Genomic DNA, 15,306 nt, shown 5'->3' with positions numbered 1-15,306 from the left:
TTGTCACACAACTGAAATCGAAATCCCGATAGCTTCCGGATCGAAACATTTTCGAACGAAACCTTCTTTCCGATCTTCTAAGGGATGCCGATCATGCGTAACGTTCTTCTTGCTGCGGTTGCCTCAGCCGCGATGATGCTGCCGGTTGTGGGTCAGGCTGCTGAAAAGCTGGTTCTTTATACCAGCCAGCCGACCAAGGATGCCCAGACCACTGTCGATGCCTTTATGGCTGCCAACCCGGATGTTGAAGTTGAGTGGGTCCGTGATGGCACCACCAAACTGATGGCCAAACTGCGTGCGGAAATTGCCGCAGGTGATCCGCGCCCGGATGTTCTTTTGATTGCCGATATGGTGACCCTTGAAGGTCTTAAGCAGGATGGTCAGCTTCAGGCCTACAAGTCATCTGAGGCCAGCGCCTATGAAGACGGCCTTTATGACGGTGAAGGCTATTACTATTCGACCAAGCTGATCACCAGCGGCATTGTATACAACACCGCCGTCAAAGCCCCGACATCCTGGAAAGACCTTGCCGATCCGGCGGTCAAAAACCAGATCGCGATGCCAAGCCCGCTATATTCCGGTGCAGCGCTTATTCATCTGTCCACCCTGACCGAGAACAAGGATCTTGGCTGGGATTACTATCAGGCACTGGCGGCCAACGATGCGCGCGCCAAAGGTGGCAATGGCGGTACCTTCAAGGCGGTTGCATCGGGTGAGAAGCCCTATGGCGTGGTTGTCGACTTCCTTGCCATCCGTGGCAAGGCCAAAGGTTCGCCGGTTGATTTCGTCTTCCCGGAAGAAGGCGTGACCTATGTGACCGAGCCGGTCGCGATCATGAAAAACGCCAAGAACGTTGATGCCGCGCACAAGTTCGTTGACTTCCTTCTGTCCGAAGACGGTCAGGAACTGGTTCTGGATATGGGCTACATCCCGGCGCGCAATGGTACGGATCTTCCGGCTGGTTTCCCGGCGCGTAGCGACATCAAGCTGATGGACTTCAACCCGGCGATTGCGCTGGAACAGGCCGAAGCCAACAAAGAAAAATTTGCAGACATGTTTGGGGCTGAATAATGCAGGCTACAGGTCGCCTTCGCGGCGTTCTGCCTGGCATAATCGCCAAACCAAATGGCAACCGGTCTTCGGACCGGTTGCTCATCTGGTTGGTGGTGCCGGTATTTATTATTTCAATTTTGCCGATCCTGCGCCTTGGTTTTGAAGGTGTGATGGTCGGTGGCGTGCCTTCGTTTGATCATTTTCAAGACGTGCTGGGCAACTCATCAACTTGGCGTGCCACGGCAAACAGTCTTTACACCGCCGGTCTGGGAACGATTATTTCCCTTCTGATTGGCGGCTCTTTTGCCTTTCTGGTCGCACTGACCGATATCCGTGCCAAGGCGGCATTGGTGTTCTGTTTCATGATCCCGATGATGATCCCGCCACAGATCACGGCCCTTAGTTGGGTGCAATTGACCGGGCCCAGCAGTGCGCTTTTGAACGCCCTTGGCATGGCCCCACCGATGGGATCGCCACAGCCGCTTTACTCGGCAGAGGGCATCGCCCTTTTACTGGGCATTCAGCATGCCTCCATCGTGTTTCTGACCTTGCGGGCAAATCTGCGCATGTTGCCGCGCGAACAGATCGAAGCGGCCCGTTTGGCCGGGGCGCGTGGTGGGCGTTTGTGGTGGCAGATCATTTTGCCGCTGACAAGCCCCGGTTTGATTGCCGGTACCGCCATGGCCTTTGTCACCGCCCTTGGCAATTTTGGTATTCCGGCGATGCTTGGCATCCCCGCAGGCTATCAGACCCTGCCAACCTTGATTTATCAGAAGCTTGCCGGGTTCGGCCCGTCTGTTCTGGGCGAGGTATCCGTGCTGGCGATGCTGATCGGGGCGATTGCGATTTGCGGGGTCGCGCTACATCACCGCTTGCTGTCCAAACGCGACTATCGCCTGATGGGGATGGTTGGGCGTCCGTTGGATGTCAAACTTGGTGCGCGCCGGAGTGCGATTGAAATAGCGCTTTGGGCGGTGTTGGTGGCCATTCTGGTCATTCCGCTTTTAGCTTTGTTTGCAACTGCACTGGTTCCGGCCTTTGGCGTGAAGCTGACATTTGCCAACGCGACGTTCGAGGCATTTCGCGAAGTCATGTTCGTACAGCCATCGACCATCCGCGCATTCCAAAACAGCTTTGTTTTGTCAGTGGGGGCGGCGATTACGCTGGTTCTGATGTGCTTGCCGTTGGCCTATGTCATGGTGCGGCGTTCCTCCAACCTGACCAAGCTGATCAACCTTCTGGTCGAAGTGCCTTATGCATTGCCCGGTGTGGTGTTGGCGATTGCCTGCATCTTGCTGTTCATTCGCATTCCGCTGATTGATGTCAGTTTGTATGGCACGCTTGCGATCATTTTTGTCGCCTACCTTGCGCGTTTTCTGGTGATCGCGCTGCGCCCGGTGATGAACAGCTTTACCCAGCTTGACCCGGCCCTTGAAGAAGCCGCCCAGGCCTGCGGGGCAGGATTGTCTCGCCGCTTGCGCGATGTGTTGTTGCCGCTTGCGGCCCCGTCGGCTGCGGCCGGGGCGCTTTTGGTTTTCCTGACCGCCTTTAACGAACTGACCGTTTCGGCCCTTTTGTGGTCTGCCGGGAACGAGACGTTGGGCGTTCTGATTTTCAATCTTGATGACAGCGGCGACACCGTTCTGGCCTCGGCCGTGGCGGTTCTGGTCGTGCTGGTGGTGATCGCGCTGATGAGCTGCTTTCAGCTTGCCGCGCGTCGTTTGCCCAAAGGAGTTGTACCGTGGCAGACATAAATCTTTCGCGCATTACCAAATGCTTTGGCGATTATCGGGCGGTCAATCAGGTGTCGCTTGATATTGCCGATGGGGAATTTGTTGCCCTGCTGGGCCCGTCAGGCTGTGGCAAGACGACCCTTCTAAGGTTGCTGGCAGGCTTCGAAGAACCTGATCAAGGGCAGATTTCACTGGGCGGGCAGGTCATGGCTAGCCCGGAAAATGGCATCATGATCAGTCCCGAGGACCGCAATCTTGGCATCGTGTTTCAATCCTATGCCCTGTGGCCGCATATGACGGTTGCCCGCAATGTCGGCTACCCGCTTGAAGTGCGCGGGCTTAACCGCACGGAGCAGGATCGCAAGATCGCCGAGGCGCTTGATATCGTTGCCCTTGGTCCTTATGCCAATCGCAGTCCGTCGGAACTCTCGGGTGGGCAGCGTCAACGCGTGGCACTGGCGCGCTGTCTTGTCATGGAACCGCGGGCGGTGTTGCTCGATGAACCGCTTGCCAACCTTGATGTGCATTTGCGCGAAACCATGCAGCAGGCGTTTCTGGATTTCCATCGCCGCACCGGGGCGACGATGATTTACGTCACCCATGATCAGTCCGAGGCCATGGCAATGGCCGACCGGATTGCCGTGATGGACAAGGGCCATATTCGCCAGATGGCGGCCCCGGAAACCCTGTACCGCGAACCGGCCGATCTGATGGTGGCGGGCTTTGTCGGGGCAGGCGCGGTTTTGCCGGTGCGCGATATTGCGGTGGGTGACAATGGCACCTGTTCGGTACAACTGGGCGAAAGCAATATTATCGCACGCATCTGCCCCAAACTGGCCGATGGCATGACGAATGCCAATGTCGGTCTTTGCCTGCGGCCCGAAGACGTCTGGGTCAGCGATGACGCACCCTTGCGCGGGCAGGTCGATGATTGCGTCTATCTTGGCGGGCGGTTCAGGCTTTCTGTCCGTATTGGCGATGATCAGACATTGCCGGTCTATGCCAACCGCCGGGCGCGCATCGGCGAAAAGGTTGGTCTCAAGGTCAATGACGGCTGGGTGTTTGATCGCATGTCGGGTGAGGCCGCCTGATGTCTGCCCGTATGCGTGTTCTTTCCGGTCTTGGTGAAAAAGGCCCTGCGTGTCTCAGGCTGGAATTCTTTAACCGCCGCTGGTTGCTTGATTGTGGGGTCGGTCCCGAAAGTGATCAGGGATTTGATCCGGCGTGGCGGAATAAAGTTAACGCTGTTTTCATTACCCATGACCATATCGATCATATTGGTGCTGCGGGCGAAATCGTTGATGCCGGTTTGCCGATCTATTGCACCGAAGTTACGGCAAAGTCGCTTCCCAAGGGCGCCAATGTCATCCCCTTGCCGCCCTATGGGGAAATTCAGGTCGATGGGGTCACCGTCACCACCGGGCGTACCGGCCATTCGTTTGGTGGGGTGTGGTTGCATTTCGAACTGGGCGGCGGGGTGCTCTATTCCGGCGATTTTTGTCAGGAATCCGATTACTTCCTTTATGATACGCCGCCCGATGCTGCCACCGTGCTGCTTGACGCATCTTACGGCATGGATCAACTGACCCAGCAGGTCCGTATTGATAGCCTTTTGACCACCATGACCAAGCTGGATGGGCAAATCCTGTTTCCCGTGCCGCCCAGTGGCCGGGCGGCTGAAATGGCGTTGCTGTTTGAACGCCATGGCCTGACAGACTGGTCGATGGATGATCGCTGCTATGGGCAGGTCAAACAGGTGCTTGATGCCCATGGATCGGATTATGTTGCAAGTGACGCGATCCGCCAGTTACGCAGCCTCAAGGACAAGGCAAAGCATTTCAACCCCGATGCGCGGTTGCTGCTGTGTCATGCGCCATGTGCGACATTCGGCAAGGCGCGCGAACTGATTGACCAGTGGCAGGAATCTGGTCGGATGGGATCAAGCGCGCATGTGATCTTTACCGGGTTCATGCCGATTGAGGCGCGCAAAATGGTTGAAAAGGGCCATGCCCATTTCCGGCGCTGGAACGTGCATCCGCTGGCAAGCCACGTGATTGACCTTGCCAATCAGTGCCACGCCATGCAGGTCGTGCCACTCTTTACCAGCCGACCAGAGGATTTTGGCCTTGTCGACGGGTTTGACGGGCGGCTACAGCTTGCGGATCGGTTCTATTTGTAATGCACAATAAAGGTAATGTCCGGTCATGATCTATGCCGCTGAAAAGTTCGATTTTCCAAAATTGCCGTTTGTTTTCATCCGGCACGGGGAAACCGATGCCAACCGGGCTGGCATCATTGCCGGGTCCAATGAACCGCCATTGAACGAAACCGGCCGCGAACAGGCGGTGGCGATTGCACCGCTGATGGCGATGGCAAAATGGCATTCGGTCTATGTCAGTCCGCAGGACCGTGCCCGCACAACGGCCAATCTGGTCCTGCCTGATTACGAGGCCAAGGTGCTTGATGGCCTGCGCGAACGCCATTGGGGCGATCTGGAAGGGCGTCCGATTTCCGAGCTTTGCCCGCGCTTTGATACCCCACCAAATGGCGAAGGGTTCGATGCCATGTGTCAGCGGGTTTCCTTTGCCATGCAACAGGCACTGGCCGAGGTCAGTGACGACCTGACGGTGATTGTCGCCCATTCCGGGGTGGCGCGCTGCATTCTTTACATGACCGGGTTTGAGGCCGATGGCCCGCGTGTGCCCAACGCCACCCCGATCCTGTTCCGCCCGACCAAAGATGGTTGGGACTATGAAAATTTGACCGATAGTTTGATTAAGGAGATTTCTGCGTGACCGAACCCAAAGCCCGTGATGCGCGTGATGCAGTCGTGTTTGATATGGATGGCACACTGGCGCATTTTGATGCCGATGCTTTGGGGCATCTGGTTCATGGTGTGGAAAAGCAGTGGGATGCGTTCTTTGACGCCATGGATCACGCCAAGCCAATTGAAAATATCGAACGCCTGCTGCGCATCCTGCATGCATCGGGCCATGCGATCCTGATCTGTTCAGGTCGCCCGGCGGGCTGGCAACACCGATCAGAATCCTGGCTGCGTGCACATGACATCCCGTTTGATGGCATGTATCTGCGCCCCATGGATGCCGATCACCGCACCGATGAAGAGGTCAAGGAAGACCTGCTCGCCAAGATCATCGAGGATGGCTTTAACCCGTGGCTGGTGGTCGATGATCGCAGACGGGTGGTTGATAAATGGCGCGATATGGGCCTGACCTGTTTGCAATGTGCGCCGGGTGAATTCTAGGCTTTCGGGCTAATCTTCACACAAATAAAAAGACCGGCCAGATGCCGGTCTTTTTTGTCTGATTATTCGAACAGCTGGCGGTAATCGCCATATCCTTCGGCCTCTAAATCCTCGATCGGGATGAATCGAAGCGACGCGGAATTGATGCAATATCGCAACCCGCCACGGTCTTGCGGGCCGTCGGGAAAGACGTGGCCCAGATGGCTGTCGCCATGTTTGGATCGGACTTCGATCCGGCGCATGCCGTGGGTGTTGTCTTCTTTGGCGATAACATTGTCGGTTTCGACCGGCTTTACAAAGCTTGGCCACCCACAGCCGCTATCGAACTTGTCGCGTGAGGTGAAAAGCGGCTCGCCCGAGACGATATCGACATAAAGCCCGTCTTCCTTGTGATCCCAGAAATCATTTCGAAACGGCGGTTCGGTGCCGCTTTCCTGTGTCACATGATACTGCTCGGGCGACAGGTCACGGATGGCATCCGGGTCTTTGTGATATTTGCTCATATTTCGTCAACTCGCCTTTCTGGTCTTCGGTCTGGCAATTTCCTGTTTCCAAAGATGGTTGGAATATTGCGCTTGTCCAGTGGCTTCACGTTGAAGTGAGGCTGGCTGTGCGGCGGGTCACCACTGACACTTAGCCTTGGCACCAGGGTTGGCGTTTGGTTTTGCCGTCATAGGGTCTCGCAAGCCCCTGATTGATCAATTCAAGGTCAAGCGGGCTGCCATCAATGCGGACGGATGCGACTACGCGCCCGCCATACCGGCCCCATTCCGGTTCACAGAACTGAACAGAACGCGCGGATTTCAGGCGTTGGCGGGCATAGTCGCGGGCCTGTTGGGCGAGTTGCTTTTCGCTTTCACATTTGCCGCGGATTTCCGGGGTGTCGACACCGCGCACGCGCACTGACATCTTGGCGATTTCAGCAGGCAGGCCGGGCAGGGCGACATAGATGGTGTCGCCGTCATAGGCGTAGTTGCCACGATAATCGCGCAGCGGCCAGTCATAGCAGGCAGCGTCGGCGGCAATGCTGGTCAGTATGGTCGCTATCGCCGTGCACGCCATAACGGCACGTTTGGTAAATCGGGATGTGGAGCTCTTTGGCATCATCATGGGGTATTTTTCTTAGAGTTTTAGGCGGGCAAGGATCTGGGCAGCGCGCTGTTCGACCGAGCCTTTGCGGATTTCGACCAGTTCATAGCCGCATTCATGATAGGTCCGGCACAGCACGACATATGTTCTGACGGCCTCGGAGAAGCTTTGTGTTCGTGCCGTATCGTTTTTGTAGATTTCCGACCAGGGCGGCAGGACAAACGCGATCCTGTGATAGCGATAGGTCTTGATCGCGCGCATCAGATCGGGGTTTTCCGGAAGGCCGGAAAGCCTGCGGTGGGCCAATGTATCGGGCAGGCCCCGATCACAGAAAACCGTGCGTGGATGGTTCTGGATGTCTTCCTGCCAGGCGCGGATGGAACGGCGGAACATCAGACCGGCATAGGCATCATTATCATCCCACGGCAGGGCGGTGCCGCCGCGTTCAAGCTGTTCTTCGATGATCGCACGCGCCACCTCGGGGCTGGTGTCAAAGCCCCGGTCATTCAGGTGATTGATTAATGTGGTTTTGCCCGTACCGGGGCCGCCGGTAAGGACAACAAGGTTGGACGTTATCGGTGTTTGCATTCGTGTTCGTATCTCCGCAAGCGCGCCGTTCTGGTCGGGCTTTGCGGCAAGGGGATGGCAATATTGTTGTTGGTTTTGGATAGCAGCGCGTGTCCCGCGCAAGACCGGCCTTTTACCGGCTTGGCGGGGCAAGTCAATGACAAAGGATTTGCAGCAAAGATTTAGCTCGCCGGTTTTTCGATGCGTGCAAGAATATGATCGGAAACAAGCTGTGCCGATGGCGAAAGCCGATGGCCGCGCGCGGTAATCAGGCTATAGGGTTTGATCTCGATCGCCCCGTCAAACGGCAGTTCCGTAATCAGCCCGCCACTGGTCAGAAGGGTCGTGACTTCCTCGGCCATGGGCGCGATGGCGTTGGTATCGGCAAGGGTCGCAAGCGTCACCAGAAGTGATGCCGAGTTCAGGCTTGAATGGGGAAGCGGCAGGTGACGCGAGATAAATACCTCCTCGATCGTGCGGCGCATCAGGTTGCCCGGCGGCGGTAAAACCCATTCGAACTGGGCAAGCTTGTTAAGCGTGATCGGCTTGTTGCTTTCCAAAAGCGGATGGCCGGTCCGCACCATCAAGCGGATTTTCTCGCTTCGGATTTCGCGGATGTTGAACAGACGGGGATCCATATCCTCGGGCACGCGGCCAATGACAAAGTCATGATCGCCGGCCAGCAAATCCTTGATCAGCAAATGCGATGGCCCGACACTTACATGGGCTTCAAGCAACGAGTTAACCGCCTGAACACTGCGAATTGCCGGAACCACAAGATCAACCGCTGCGGCCGTTACGGCACCAATAAAGACACTGCCGCCGCCATGCTTGATATCCTCGATCTCGCGTTCGGCTTCGCGGATCTCGATCAGCATGCTGCGTGCCCGACGCGCCAGAGCACGGCCGGCATTGGTCATTTCAATGCCGCGCGGGCTGCGCACGCACAATCTGGCTTCAAGAATGTTTTCCATCTCAGACAATAGTCTAGAGGCAGCCGGTTGCGATGTTTTGAGCATATCGGCCGCCTGACTGATCTGGCCGGTTTCTTCCATCGCGACAATCATGCGCAGGTGACTGAGCTTAAGCCCGCGCTGGAAAAGGTTTCCGGACCGGAAAAGCAGGGATTTCGCAGAGCTGAGCGGTTGCTGATTTGATGTTTTGGCCATGTGTTTTCCTTCTGCAAACGCCGATTTTAATATATCATTTTTGATATGCAAGTTTCGAAAATGTTTATTTGATTGTTATGTAGCGCCTCTGAATAATGGCGCCGTGTCCTTTGGGAAATAGGATGCTGTATCAATCGAAAACAAAGACACGACATATGCGGGCCAAGCACGCCTGTTAAAGTCGGGCTTAAAGAAAAATGGCTGGTATGCCGTGTCTTTTAGGGAGGATAGCTATGAAACGTCTCGGTGCCGTAATGGCAGGGGTCGCCTTTGGCGCGGCCGCAATGATGAGCCCGATGATCTCCGGCGGTTACGCCCATGCCGATGAAAAAGGTTATGTCGGGATCGCAATGCCGACCAAATCTTCGGCACGTTGGATTTCCGATGGTAATTCCATGGTCGAGCAGTTCGAAGCTGCAGGCTACAAAACCGATCTTCAGTACGCAGAAGATGATATTCCCAACCAGCTGTCCCAGATCGAAAACATGATCGTTAAGGGCGTTGATGTTCTGGTGATTGCCGCCATTGACGGCACGACGCTTTCGAACGCGCTGGAAAACGCAGCCGCTGCAGGCATCAAGGTTTTCGCCTATGACCGCCTGATCGTTGAAAGCCCGAATGTCGATTACTATTCCACCTTCGATAACTTCAAGGTTGGTGTGCAGCAGGCAACCTCGCTGGTTGATGGCCTGATTGCTTCGGGTGAGCCGCCCTACAATGTTGAACTGTTCGGCGGTTCGCCGGACGATAACAACGCATATTTCTTCTATAATGGTGCCATGTCGATCCTGCAGCCGCTGATCGACGAAGGAACCATCGTGATCAAGTCCGGCCAGATGGGCATGGACAAGGTCGGTACCCTTCGTTGGGACGGTGCGGTTGCCCAGGCACGTATGGATAACCTTCTTTCGGCACATTACACCGACGAAGAAATCGATGGTGTCCTGTCGCCGTATGACGGCCTGTCGATTGGTATCCTGTCTTCGCTGAAAGGCGTTGGCTATGGTTCCGGCGACATGAAAATGCCGATCGTGACCGGTCAGGATGCGGAACTGCCGTCGATCAAATCGATCCTGGCGGGTGAACAGTATTCCACCATCTTCAAAGACACCCGCGAACTTGCACGTGTTACCGTGTCGATGGTTGACAGTGTCCTTGCAGGCGAAAAGCCGACCATCAACGACACCAGCACCTACGATAACGGCGTGAAGGTGGTTCCGTCCTACCTGCTTGAGCCGATCATGGTTGATAAGTCCAACTGGGAAGAAATCATCCTTGGCAGCGGTTACTACACTGAAGACGAAGTGAAGTAAGTCGCGACTGTTATTGGAACCCGGTATGCTGTCTTTGGGCAGCTTGCCGGGTTCTTAATTCTACAGACTCTAGGGCAGGCTAGCCCGACTGGTTTTCCAGAAAAACAAAGACCAAGCTAGATTAAGGCGCCGTTGGTTTGCCAACGGCAGTGGGAGGACCGGATGGATACCATCCTGGAAATGAAGAACATCACCAAGACCTTTCCCGGTGTGAAAGCGTTGGATGATGTCAGCCTGAAAGTGGAACGTGGTGAGATCCACGCGCTTTGTGGCGAGAATGGCGCTGGCAAGTCCACCCTGATGAAGGTGCTGAGCGGGGTTTATCCGCATGGAACCTATGAAGGTGACATCCTTTATGATGGCGGGGTACAGGAATTCAAGGATATCCGCGACAGCGAAGAACGCGGGATCATCATTATTCATCAGGAGCTGGCCCTGGTGCCGCTTCTGTCCATTGCCGAGAACATCTTTCTGGGCAACGAAATCAGCGAAAACGGGGTTTTGAACTGGCCGGCGACCTTTGCGCGCACGGGCGAGTTGCTTCAAAAGGTGGGTTTGAAAGAAAACCCGGCGACCCTTGTGACCAATATCGGGGTCGGCAAACAGCAGCTTGTCGAGATCGCCAAGGCGCTGTCGAAGAAGGTCAAACTTCTGATTCTTGACGAGCCGACGGCAAGTCTGCAGGAAAATGACAGCCAGAAGCTGCTCGACCTGTTGCTGGAATTCAAGGCACAGGGCATTACCTCGATCCTGATTTCGCACAAACTGAACGAAATCAACCGGGTTGCTGACCGCATCACCATCATTCGCGATGGCAAGGCGATTTCAACCCTTGATGCGCGCGGTGGCACCATCACCGAAGACGACATTGTCAAAGACATGGTCGGGCGCGATATGGCGCACCGTTACCCGGATCGCACGCCCAACATCGGCACAGATAAGCTGATGGAAGTCCGCAATTGGTCGGCGACCCATCCGCTCCATCCCGAGCGCAAGGTTGTTGACAACGTCAACATCGACGTTGCCGCCGGAGAGGTTGTCGGGATTGCCGGTCTGATGGGGGCGGGGCGTACCGAACTTGCCATGAGCATCTTTGGCCAGTCCTATGGCACGGACATTTCCGGTGAAGTCCTGATCAATGGCAAAGCTGTCGATGTGTCGACGGTGGAAAAGGCGATTGCATCAGGCTTGGCCTATGTCACCGAAGACCGTAAGGAAATGGGTCTGATCCTTGAAGAAAGTATCACGACCAATATCACGCTCGCTAATCTGGGCGGTGTTTCGGAAAACGGGGTTCTCAATGACGGGGCAGAGCGATCTGTTGCCGAGGAATACCGGGAAAAAATCAACATTCGCACGCCCAATGTCGCACAGAAGGTGATGAACCTTTCAGGCGGCAATCAGCAGAAAGTCGTTTTGTCGAAATGGCTGTTTGCAGCACCGGAGGTTCTCATTCTTGATGAACCGACGCGCGGCATCGATGTCGGGGCGAAATACGAAATTTATACGATTATCAACCAGCTGGCAGCCGACGGTAAGGGGGTCATCATGATCTCGTCGGAAATGCCGGAGCTTCTGGGTATGTGCGATCGCATCTACGTCATGAACGAGGGTGAGATCAAAGGGCAGCTTGCAGCAAAAGACGCAAGCCAGGAAGCAATCATGCGCATGATCCTGAAAGCGTGAGGAACGGACAATGACGGATACTGAAACCAAATCAATCGGCTACTATCTGCGCACCCACATTCGTGAATACGGCATGGTTGTTGCGCTGGTCGCCATTCTGGCCTTCTTCCAGGTCCTGACCGACGGCATCATGCTTAAACCGGTCAACCTGACGAACCTGTTCCTGCAAAACAGCTATATCATCATCATGGCTGTTGGCATGTTGCTGGTGATTGTTGGCGGCAATATCGACCTGTCTGTCGGTTCTGTCGTCGGCTTTATCGGCGCACTTGCGGCAGTGATGATTGTGAATTGGGATTTGCCAACCGCCCTTGTTATCCCGGTCTGCCTGATCGCCGGTGCGATCATTGGTGCAGCCCAAGGGTATTGGGTGGCCTATTGGCGCATTCCATCCTTCATTGTGACGCTGGCAGGGATGCTGGTCTTCAAGGGTTTGACACTCGCGCTTCTCGGTGGTGCATCGGTTGGTCCGTTCCCGGATGTATTTCAGGGCATGTCGTCGGGCTTTATCCCGGACTTCTTCGGTGGCTTGATCGAAGGCCGCTTTAACCTGTTTTCGATGACGCTGGGTGTGGCACTGGCCGCGATCCTGCCGATCATTGGTCTGCGTTCGCGTGCCAAACAGGCGAAGTTTGCCGCTGTCGAAGAACCGATGGCAGTCTTTGTCACAAAGCATGCGGTTGCCGGTCTTGCGATCCTGTTTGTGACCTATCTGCTGTCGACCTATCGCGGATTGCCAAACATTCTGGTGATCATGGCGCTTCTGATTGCGATCTTTACCTTTATCACCAACAGCACCACGCTGGGCCGTCGCATCTATGCGCTTGGTGGTAATGAAAAGGCCGCGAAACTTTCCGGTATCAACACCAAACGCCTGACCTTCTTTACCTTTGCCAATATGGGCATGCTGGCCGCCCTTGCCGGGCTGGTCTTTGCTGCGCGTTTGAATACGGCAACCCCCAAGGCCGGTCTTGCCTTCGAGCTTGATGTGATTGCCGCTGTCTTCATCGGTGGCGCATCCATGTCAGGCGGTGTTGGCAAGGTGATCGGTGCGGTTGTTGGTGCGCTCATCATGGGTGTCATGAATAACGGGATGTCGATTATCGGTGTCGGGATTGACTGGCAGCAGGTGATCAAGGGGCTCGTGCTTTTGGCCGCCGTGATCTTCGACGTCTACAACAAGAACAAGGCGTAACACTAATTGACGCGGAACGGTGCCGTTATGGACACACCAATCAACAGCGCCAGTTGATTGCCATGATGGCCCGTTCTCAGTCCCCCATTGCAGTCGCTCAGTCTGCAATCTTGCGGGTCCGTCACCACAATAAGTAAAAAAGGAAAACGGGCATGACGAAGTTCAAACCGGCACCTTGGCCACGCACCTTGCGGTCACAAGAAGGTTGGTTCGGCGGAACCAGCAAGGACAATATCTATCACCGCAGCTGGATGAAGAACCAGGGCCTGCCATCGGATCTGTTTGATGGCCGTCCGGTGATCGGCATTTGTAACACCTGGTCGGAACTGACCCCATGCAACGCCCATCTGCGTGATTTGGCTGAACGGGTCAAACACGGCATTTACGAAGCCGGTGGTCTCCCGCTTGAATTCCCGGTGTTTTCAACCGGGGAAAGCACGCTGCGTCCGACGGCGATGATGTTCCGTAATCTGGCGTCGATGGATGTCGAGGAAATGCTGCGCGGAACTCCGCTTGATGGCGTTGTTCTTATGGTGGGTTGCGATAAAACCACCCCGTCGCTTCTGATGGGGGCGGCCAGTGTTGATATTCCGGCCATCGTCGTGACCGGTGGCCCGATGCTCAATGGCAAGTGGCGCGGGGAGGATATCGGATCGGGTACATCCCTGTGGCAGCTTGCCGAGGCGCGCAAGGCCGGCAAGATCAGCACCGAAGACTTCCTTGAAGCCGAAATCGCCATGTCCCGTTCGCCCGGATCGTGCAACACCATGGGTACGGCATCAACGATGGCCAGCATGGCAGAGGCCCTTGGCATGGCGCTTTCGGGCAACGCCGCCATCCCGGCTGTCGACAGTCGCCGTCGCGTAATGGCGCATGTGACTGGCCGTCGTATCGTGCAGATGGTCAAGGATGACCTGAAACCGTCTGACGTTTTGACCAAGGAAGCATTTGAAAACGCCATTCGCGTCAATGGTGCGATTGGCGGATCGACCAACGCGGTAATCCATCTTCTGGCGATTGCCGGGCGTGTCGGCATTGATCTGTCACTTGATGACTGGGACCGGTTGGGGCGCGATATTCCGACCATCGTTAACCTGCAGCCGTCTGGTGACTACCTGATGGAGGAATTCTTCTATTCCGGTGGTCTGCCCGTGGTTATCAAGGCTTTGGGTGAGGCGGGCAAGCTTCATAACGATGCCCTGACCGTATCGGGTGAAACCATGTGGGATCAGGTCAAGGATGTGCGCAACTGGAACGAGGACGTCATTCGTCCGTTCGAAAAGGCACTGACCCAAAGTGGCGGCATTGCCGTTGTTAAAGGCAACCTGGCCCCGAATGGTGCGGTGCTCAAGCCGTCTGCATCAACCCCGGAACTTCTGACCCATCGCGGGCGTGCCGTGGTGTTTGAGGACATCGATGACTACAAGGCCAAGATCTATGACGAGGACCTTGATATCGATGAAACCTGCATCATGGTTCTGAAAAACTGCGGCCCGAAAGGTTATCCGGGCATGGCAGAGGTCGGCAATATGGGCCTGCCGCCCAAGGTACTGCGCAAGGGCATCACCGACATGGTGCGTATTTCAGACGCGCGTATGAGCGGCACGGCATACGGCACCGTGGTTCTCCATACATCGCCCGAGGCTGCCGCTGGCGGGCCACTTGCCGTCGTGCAGAATGGCGACATGATCGAACTTGATGTGCCCAACCGTCGCCTGCATCTCGACATCAGTGACGAAGAATTGGCGCAGCGCCTGAAAAACTGGAAAAACGCTGTTCCGGTTCCCGAAAGCGGTTATGCCTCGCTGTATTATAAGTCGGTGATTGGTGCGGATCGCGGGGCGGATTTCGATTTCCTTGTTGGCCATCGCGGCAAGGCAATTCCGAAAGACAGTCACTGATTGATCCTGCCGGAATTTGATATACCCGATCACATGTCACTGGGGGGCGGCATGTGATCCACACCAAACCGGTCAGCATGCATTTGCTGGCCGGTTTTTTTGACTTTGGCATCCAGTACGATTTTTACTTCGGCGCGATTATTTTCGTTAAAAAGTAATTTTAAGTTGATGGTCGCGCTTGAAAAACCATACACTTTGTATGGTTGTATCGCGATTGGGGTCGACGTACCGGGGAAAGCCAATGATCATCAAGGGAATCCGCCATCAACTTCGTACGCTCATTGTCGCGGGGGTTGCATGTTGCATTTCGGGCGCAGCCTTGGCGGAAACGTGTT

Annotated in this window: 14 protein-coding genes; 10 read left to right on the top strand and 4 right to left on the bottom strand. The window is 55.5% G+C overall.

Features of this window, described 5'->3' with window-relative positions:
• The first annotated feature begins 93 nt into the window (after positions 1–93).
• The 6 genes from HED22_RS16625 to HED22_RS16600 are packed head-to-tail and all read left to right on the top strand — an operon-like array spanning position 94 to position 6,051.
• On the top strand, positions 94–1,071 hold the full coding sequence (locus HED22_RS16625) for an ABC transporter substrate-binding protein (RefSeq protein ID WP_175581280.1): 978 nt from the start codon (positions 94–96) through the stop codon (positions 1,069–1,071).
• Complete coding sequence (locus HED22_RS16620; RefSeq protein ID WP_167724277.1) at positions 1,071–2,807, top strand: iron ABC transporter permease; 1,737 nt, start codon at positions 1,071–1,073, stop codon at positions 2,805–2,807. Before HED22_RS16625 ends, HED22_RS16620 begins: the two co-directional genes overlap by 1 nt.
• Positions 2,795–3,877, top strand: a complete 1,083-nt coding sequence (locus tag HED22_RS16615) for an ABC transporter ATP-binding protein (protein ID WP_167724275.1) — start codon at positions 2,795–2,797, stop codon at positions 3,875–3,877. Before HED22_RS16620 ends, HED22_RS16615 begins: the two co-directional genes overlap by 13 nt.
• On the top strand, positions 3,877–4,965 hold the full coding sequence (locus HED22_RS16610) for an MBL fold metallo-hydrolase (RefSeq protein ID WP_167724273.1): 1,089 nt from the start codon (positions 3,877–3,879) through the stop codon (positions 4,963–4,965). Before HED22_RS16615 ends, HED22_RS16610 begins: the two co-directional genes overlap by 1 nt.
• A 25-nt stretch (positions 4,966–4,990) precedes the next feature.
• Entirely contained in the window at positions 4,991–5,581 is a 591-nt protein-coding gene (locus tag HED22_RS16605) for a histidine phosphatase family protein (protein ID WP_167724271.1), read from the top strand.
• Positions 5,578–6,051 (top strand): polynucleotide kinase, encoded by a 474-nt coding sequence (locus HED22_RS16600; protein WP_167724268.1) that lies wholly within the window; start codon positions 5,578–5,580, stop codon positions 6,049–6,051. Before HED22_RS16605 ends, HED22_RS16600 begins: the two co-directional genes overlap by 4 nt.
• A 62-nt stretch (positions 6,052–6,113) precedes the next feature.
• Here HED22_RS16600 and msrB read toward each other — a convergent pair whose 3' ends face one another.
• From msrB to HED22_RS16580, 4 genes are all read right to left on the bottom strand, one after another.
• Positions 6,114–6,554: a peptide-methionine (R)-S-oxide reductase MsrB gene (gene msrB / locus HED22_RS16595; protein WP_167724266.1), complete on the bottom strand. Its 441-nt coding sequence runs from the start codon at positions 6,552–6,554 to the stop codon at positions 6,114–6,116.
• A gap of 130 nt (positions 6,555–6,684) precedes the next feature.
• Positions 6,685–7,161, bottom strand: a complete 477-nt coding sequence (locus tag HED22_RS16590; RefSeq protein WP_254870172.1) for a thermonuclease family protein — start codon at positions 7,159–7,161, stop codon at positions 6,685–6,687.
• A gap of 12 nt (positions 7,162–7,173) precedes the next feature.
• A complete protein-coding gene (locus tag HED22_RS16585) occupies positions 7,174–7,728 on the bottom strand; it encodes an AAA family ATPase (RefSeq protein ID WP_167724265.1) in 555 nt (184 codons plus the stop codon).
• A gap of 161 nt (positions 7,729–7,889) precedes the next feature.
• On the bottom strand, positions 7,890–8,876 hold the full coding sequence (locus HED22_RS16580) for a LysR family transcriptional regulator (RefSeq protein ID WP_167724263.1): 987 nt from the start codon (positions 8,874–8,876) through the stop codon (positions 7,890–7,892).
• A 233-nt stretch (positions 8,877–9,109) separates the two neighbouring features.
• Between HED22_RS16580 and chvE the strand changes: the two genes are divergently transcribed.
• From chvE to araD, 4 genes are all read left to right on the top strand, one after another.
• Positions 9,110–10,189, top strand: coding sequence for a multiple monosaccharide ABC transporter substrate-binding protein (gene chvE / locus HED22_RS16575; RefSeq protein ID WP_167724261.1), 1,080 nt, complete (start codon positions 9,110–9,112; stop codon positions 10,187–10,189).
• Positions 10,190–10,351: 162 nt separating this feature from the next.
• Entirely contained in the window at positions 10,352–11,875 is a 1,524-nt protein-coding gene (mmsA, locus tag HED22_RS16570; protein ID WP_167724259.1) for a multiple monosaccharide ABC transporter ATP-binding protein, read from the top strand.
• Positions 11,876–11,885: 10 nt separating this feature from the next.
• Complete coding sequence (gene mmsB / locus HED22_RS16565; RefSeq protein WP_167724257.1) at positions 11,886–13,070, top strand: multiple monosaccharide ABC transporter permease; 1,185 nt, start codon at positions 11,886–11,888, stop codon at positions 13,068–13,070.
• Positions 13,071–13,222: 152 nt separating this feature from the next.
• Positions 13,223–14,971: an L-arabinonate dehydratase gene (gene araD, locus HED22_RS16560; protein ID WP_167724255.1), complete on the top strand. Its 1,749-nt coding sequence runs from the start codon at positions 13,223–13,225 to the stop codon at positions 14,969–14,971.
• Positions 14,972–15,306: the final 335 nt, after the last annotated feature.

The organism is Thalassospira sp. HF15, assembly GCF_011806525.1.
Classification (GTDB): Bacteria; Pseudomonadota; Alphaproteobacteria; order Rhodospirillales; family Thalassospiraceae; genus Thalassospira.
The sequence above is the reverse complement of the archived record's forward strand: the minus strand, read 5'-3'. Positions and strand labels throughout refer to the sequence as shown.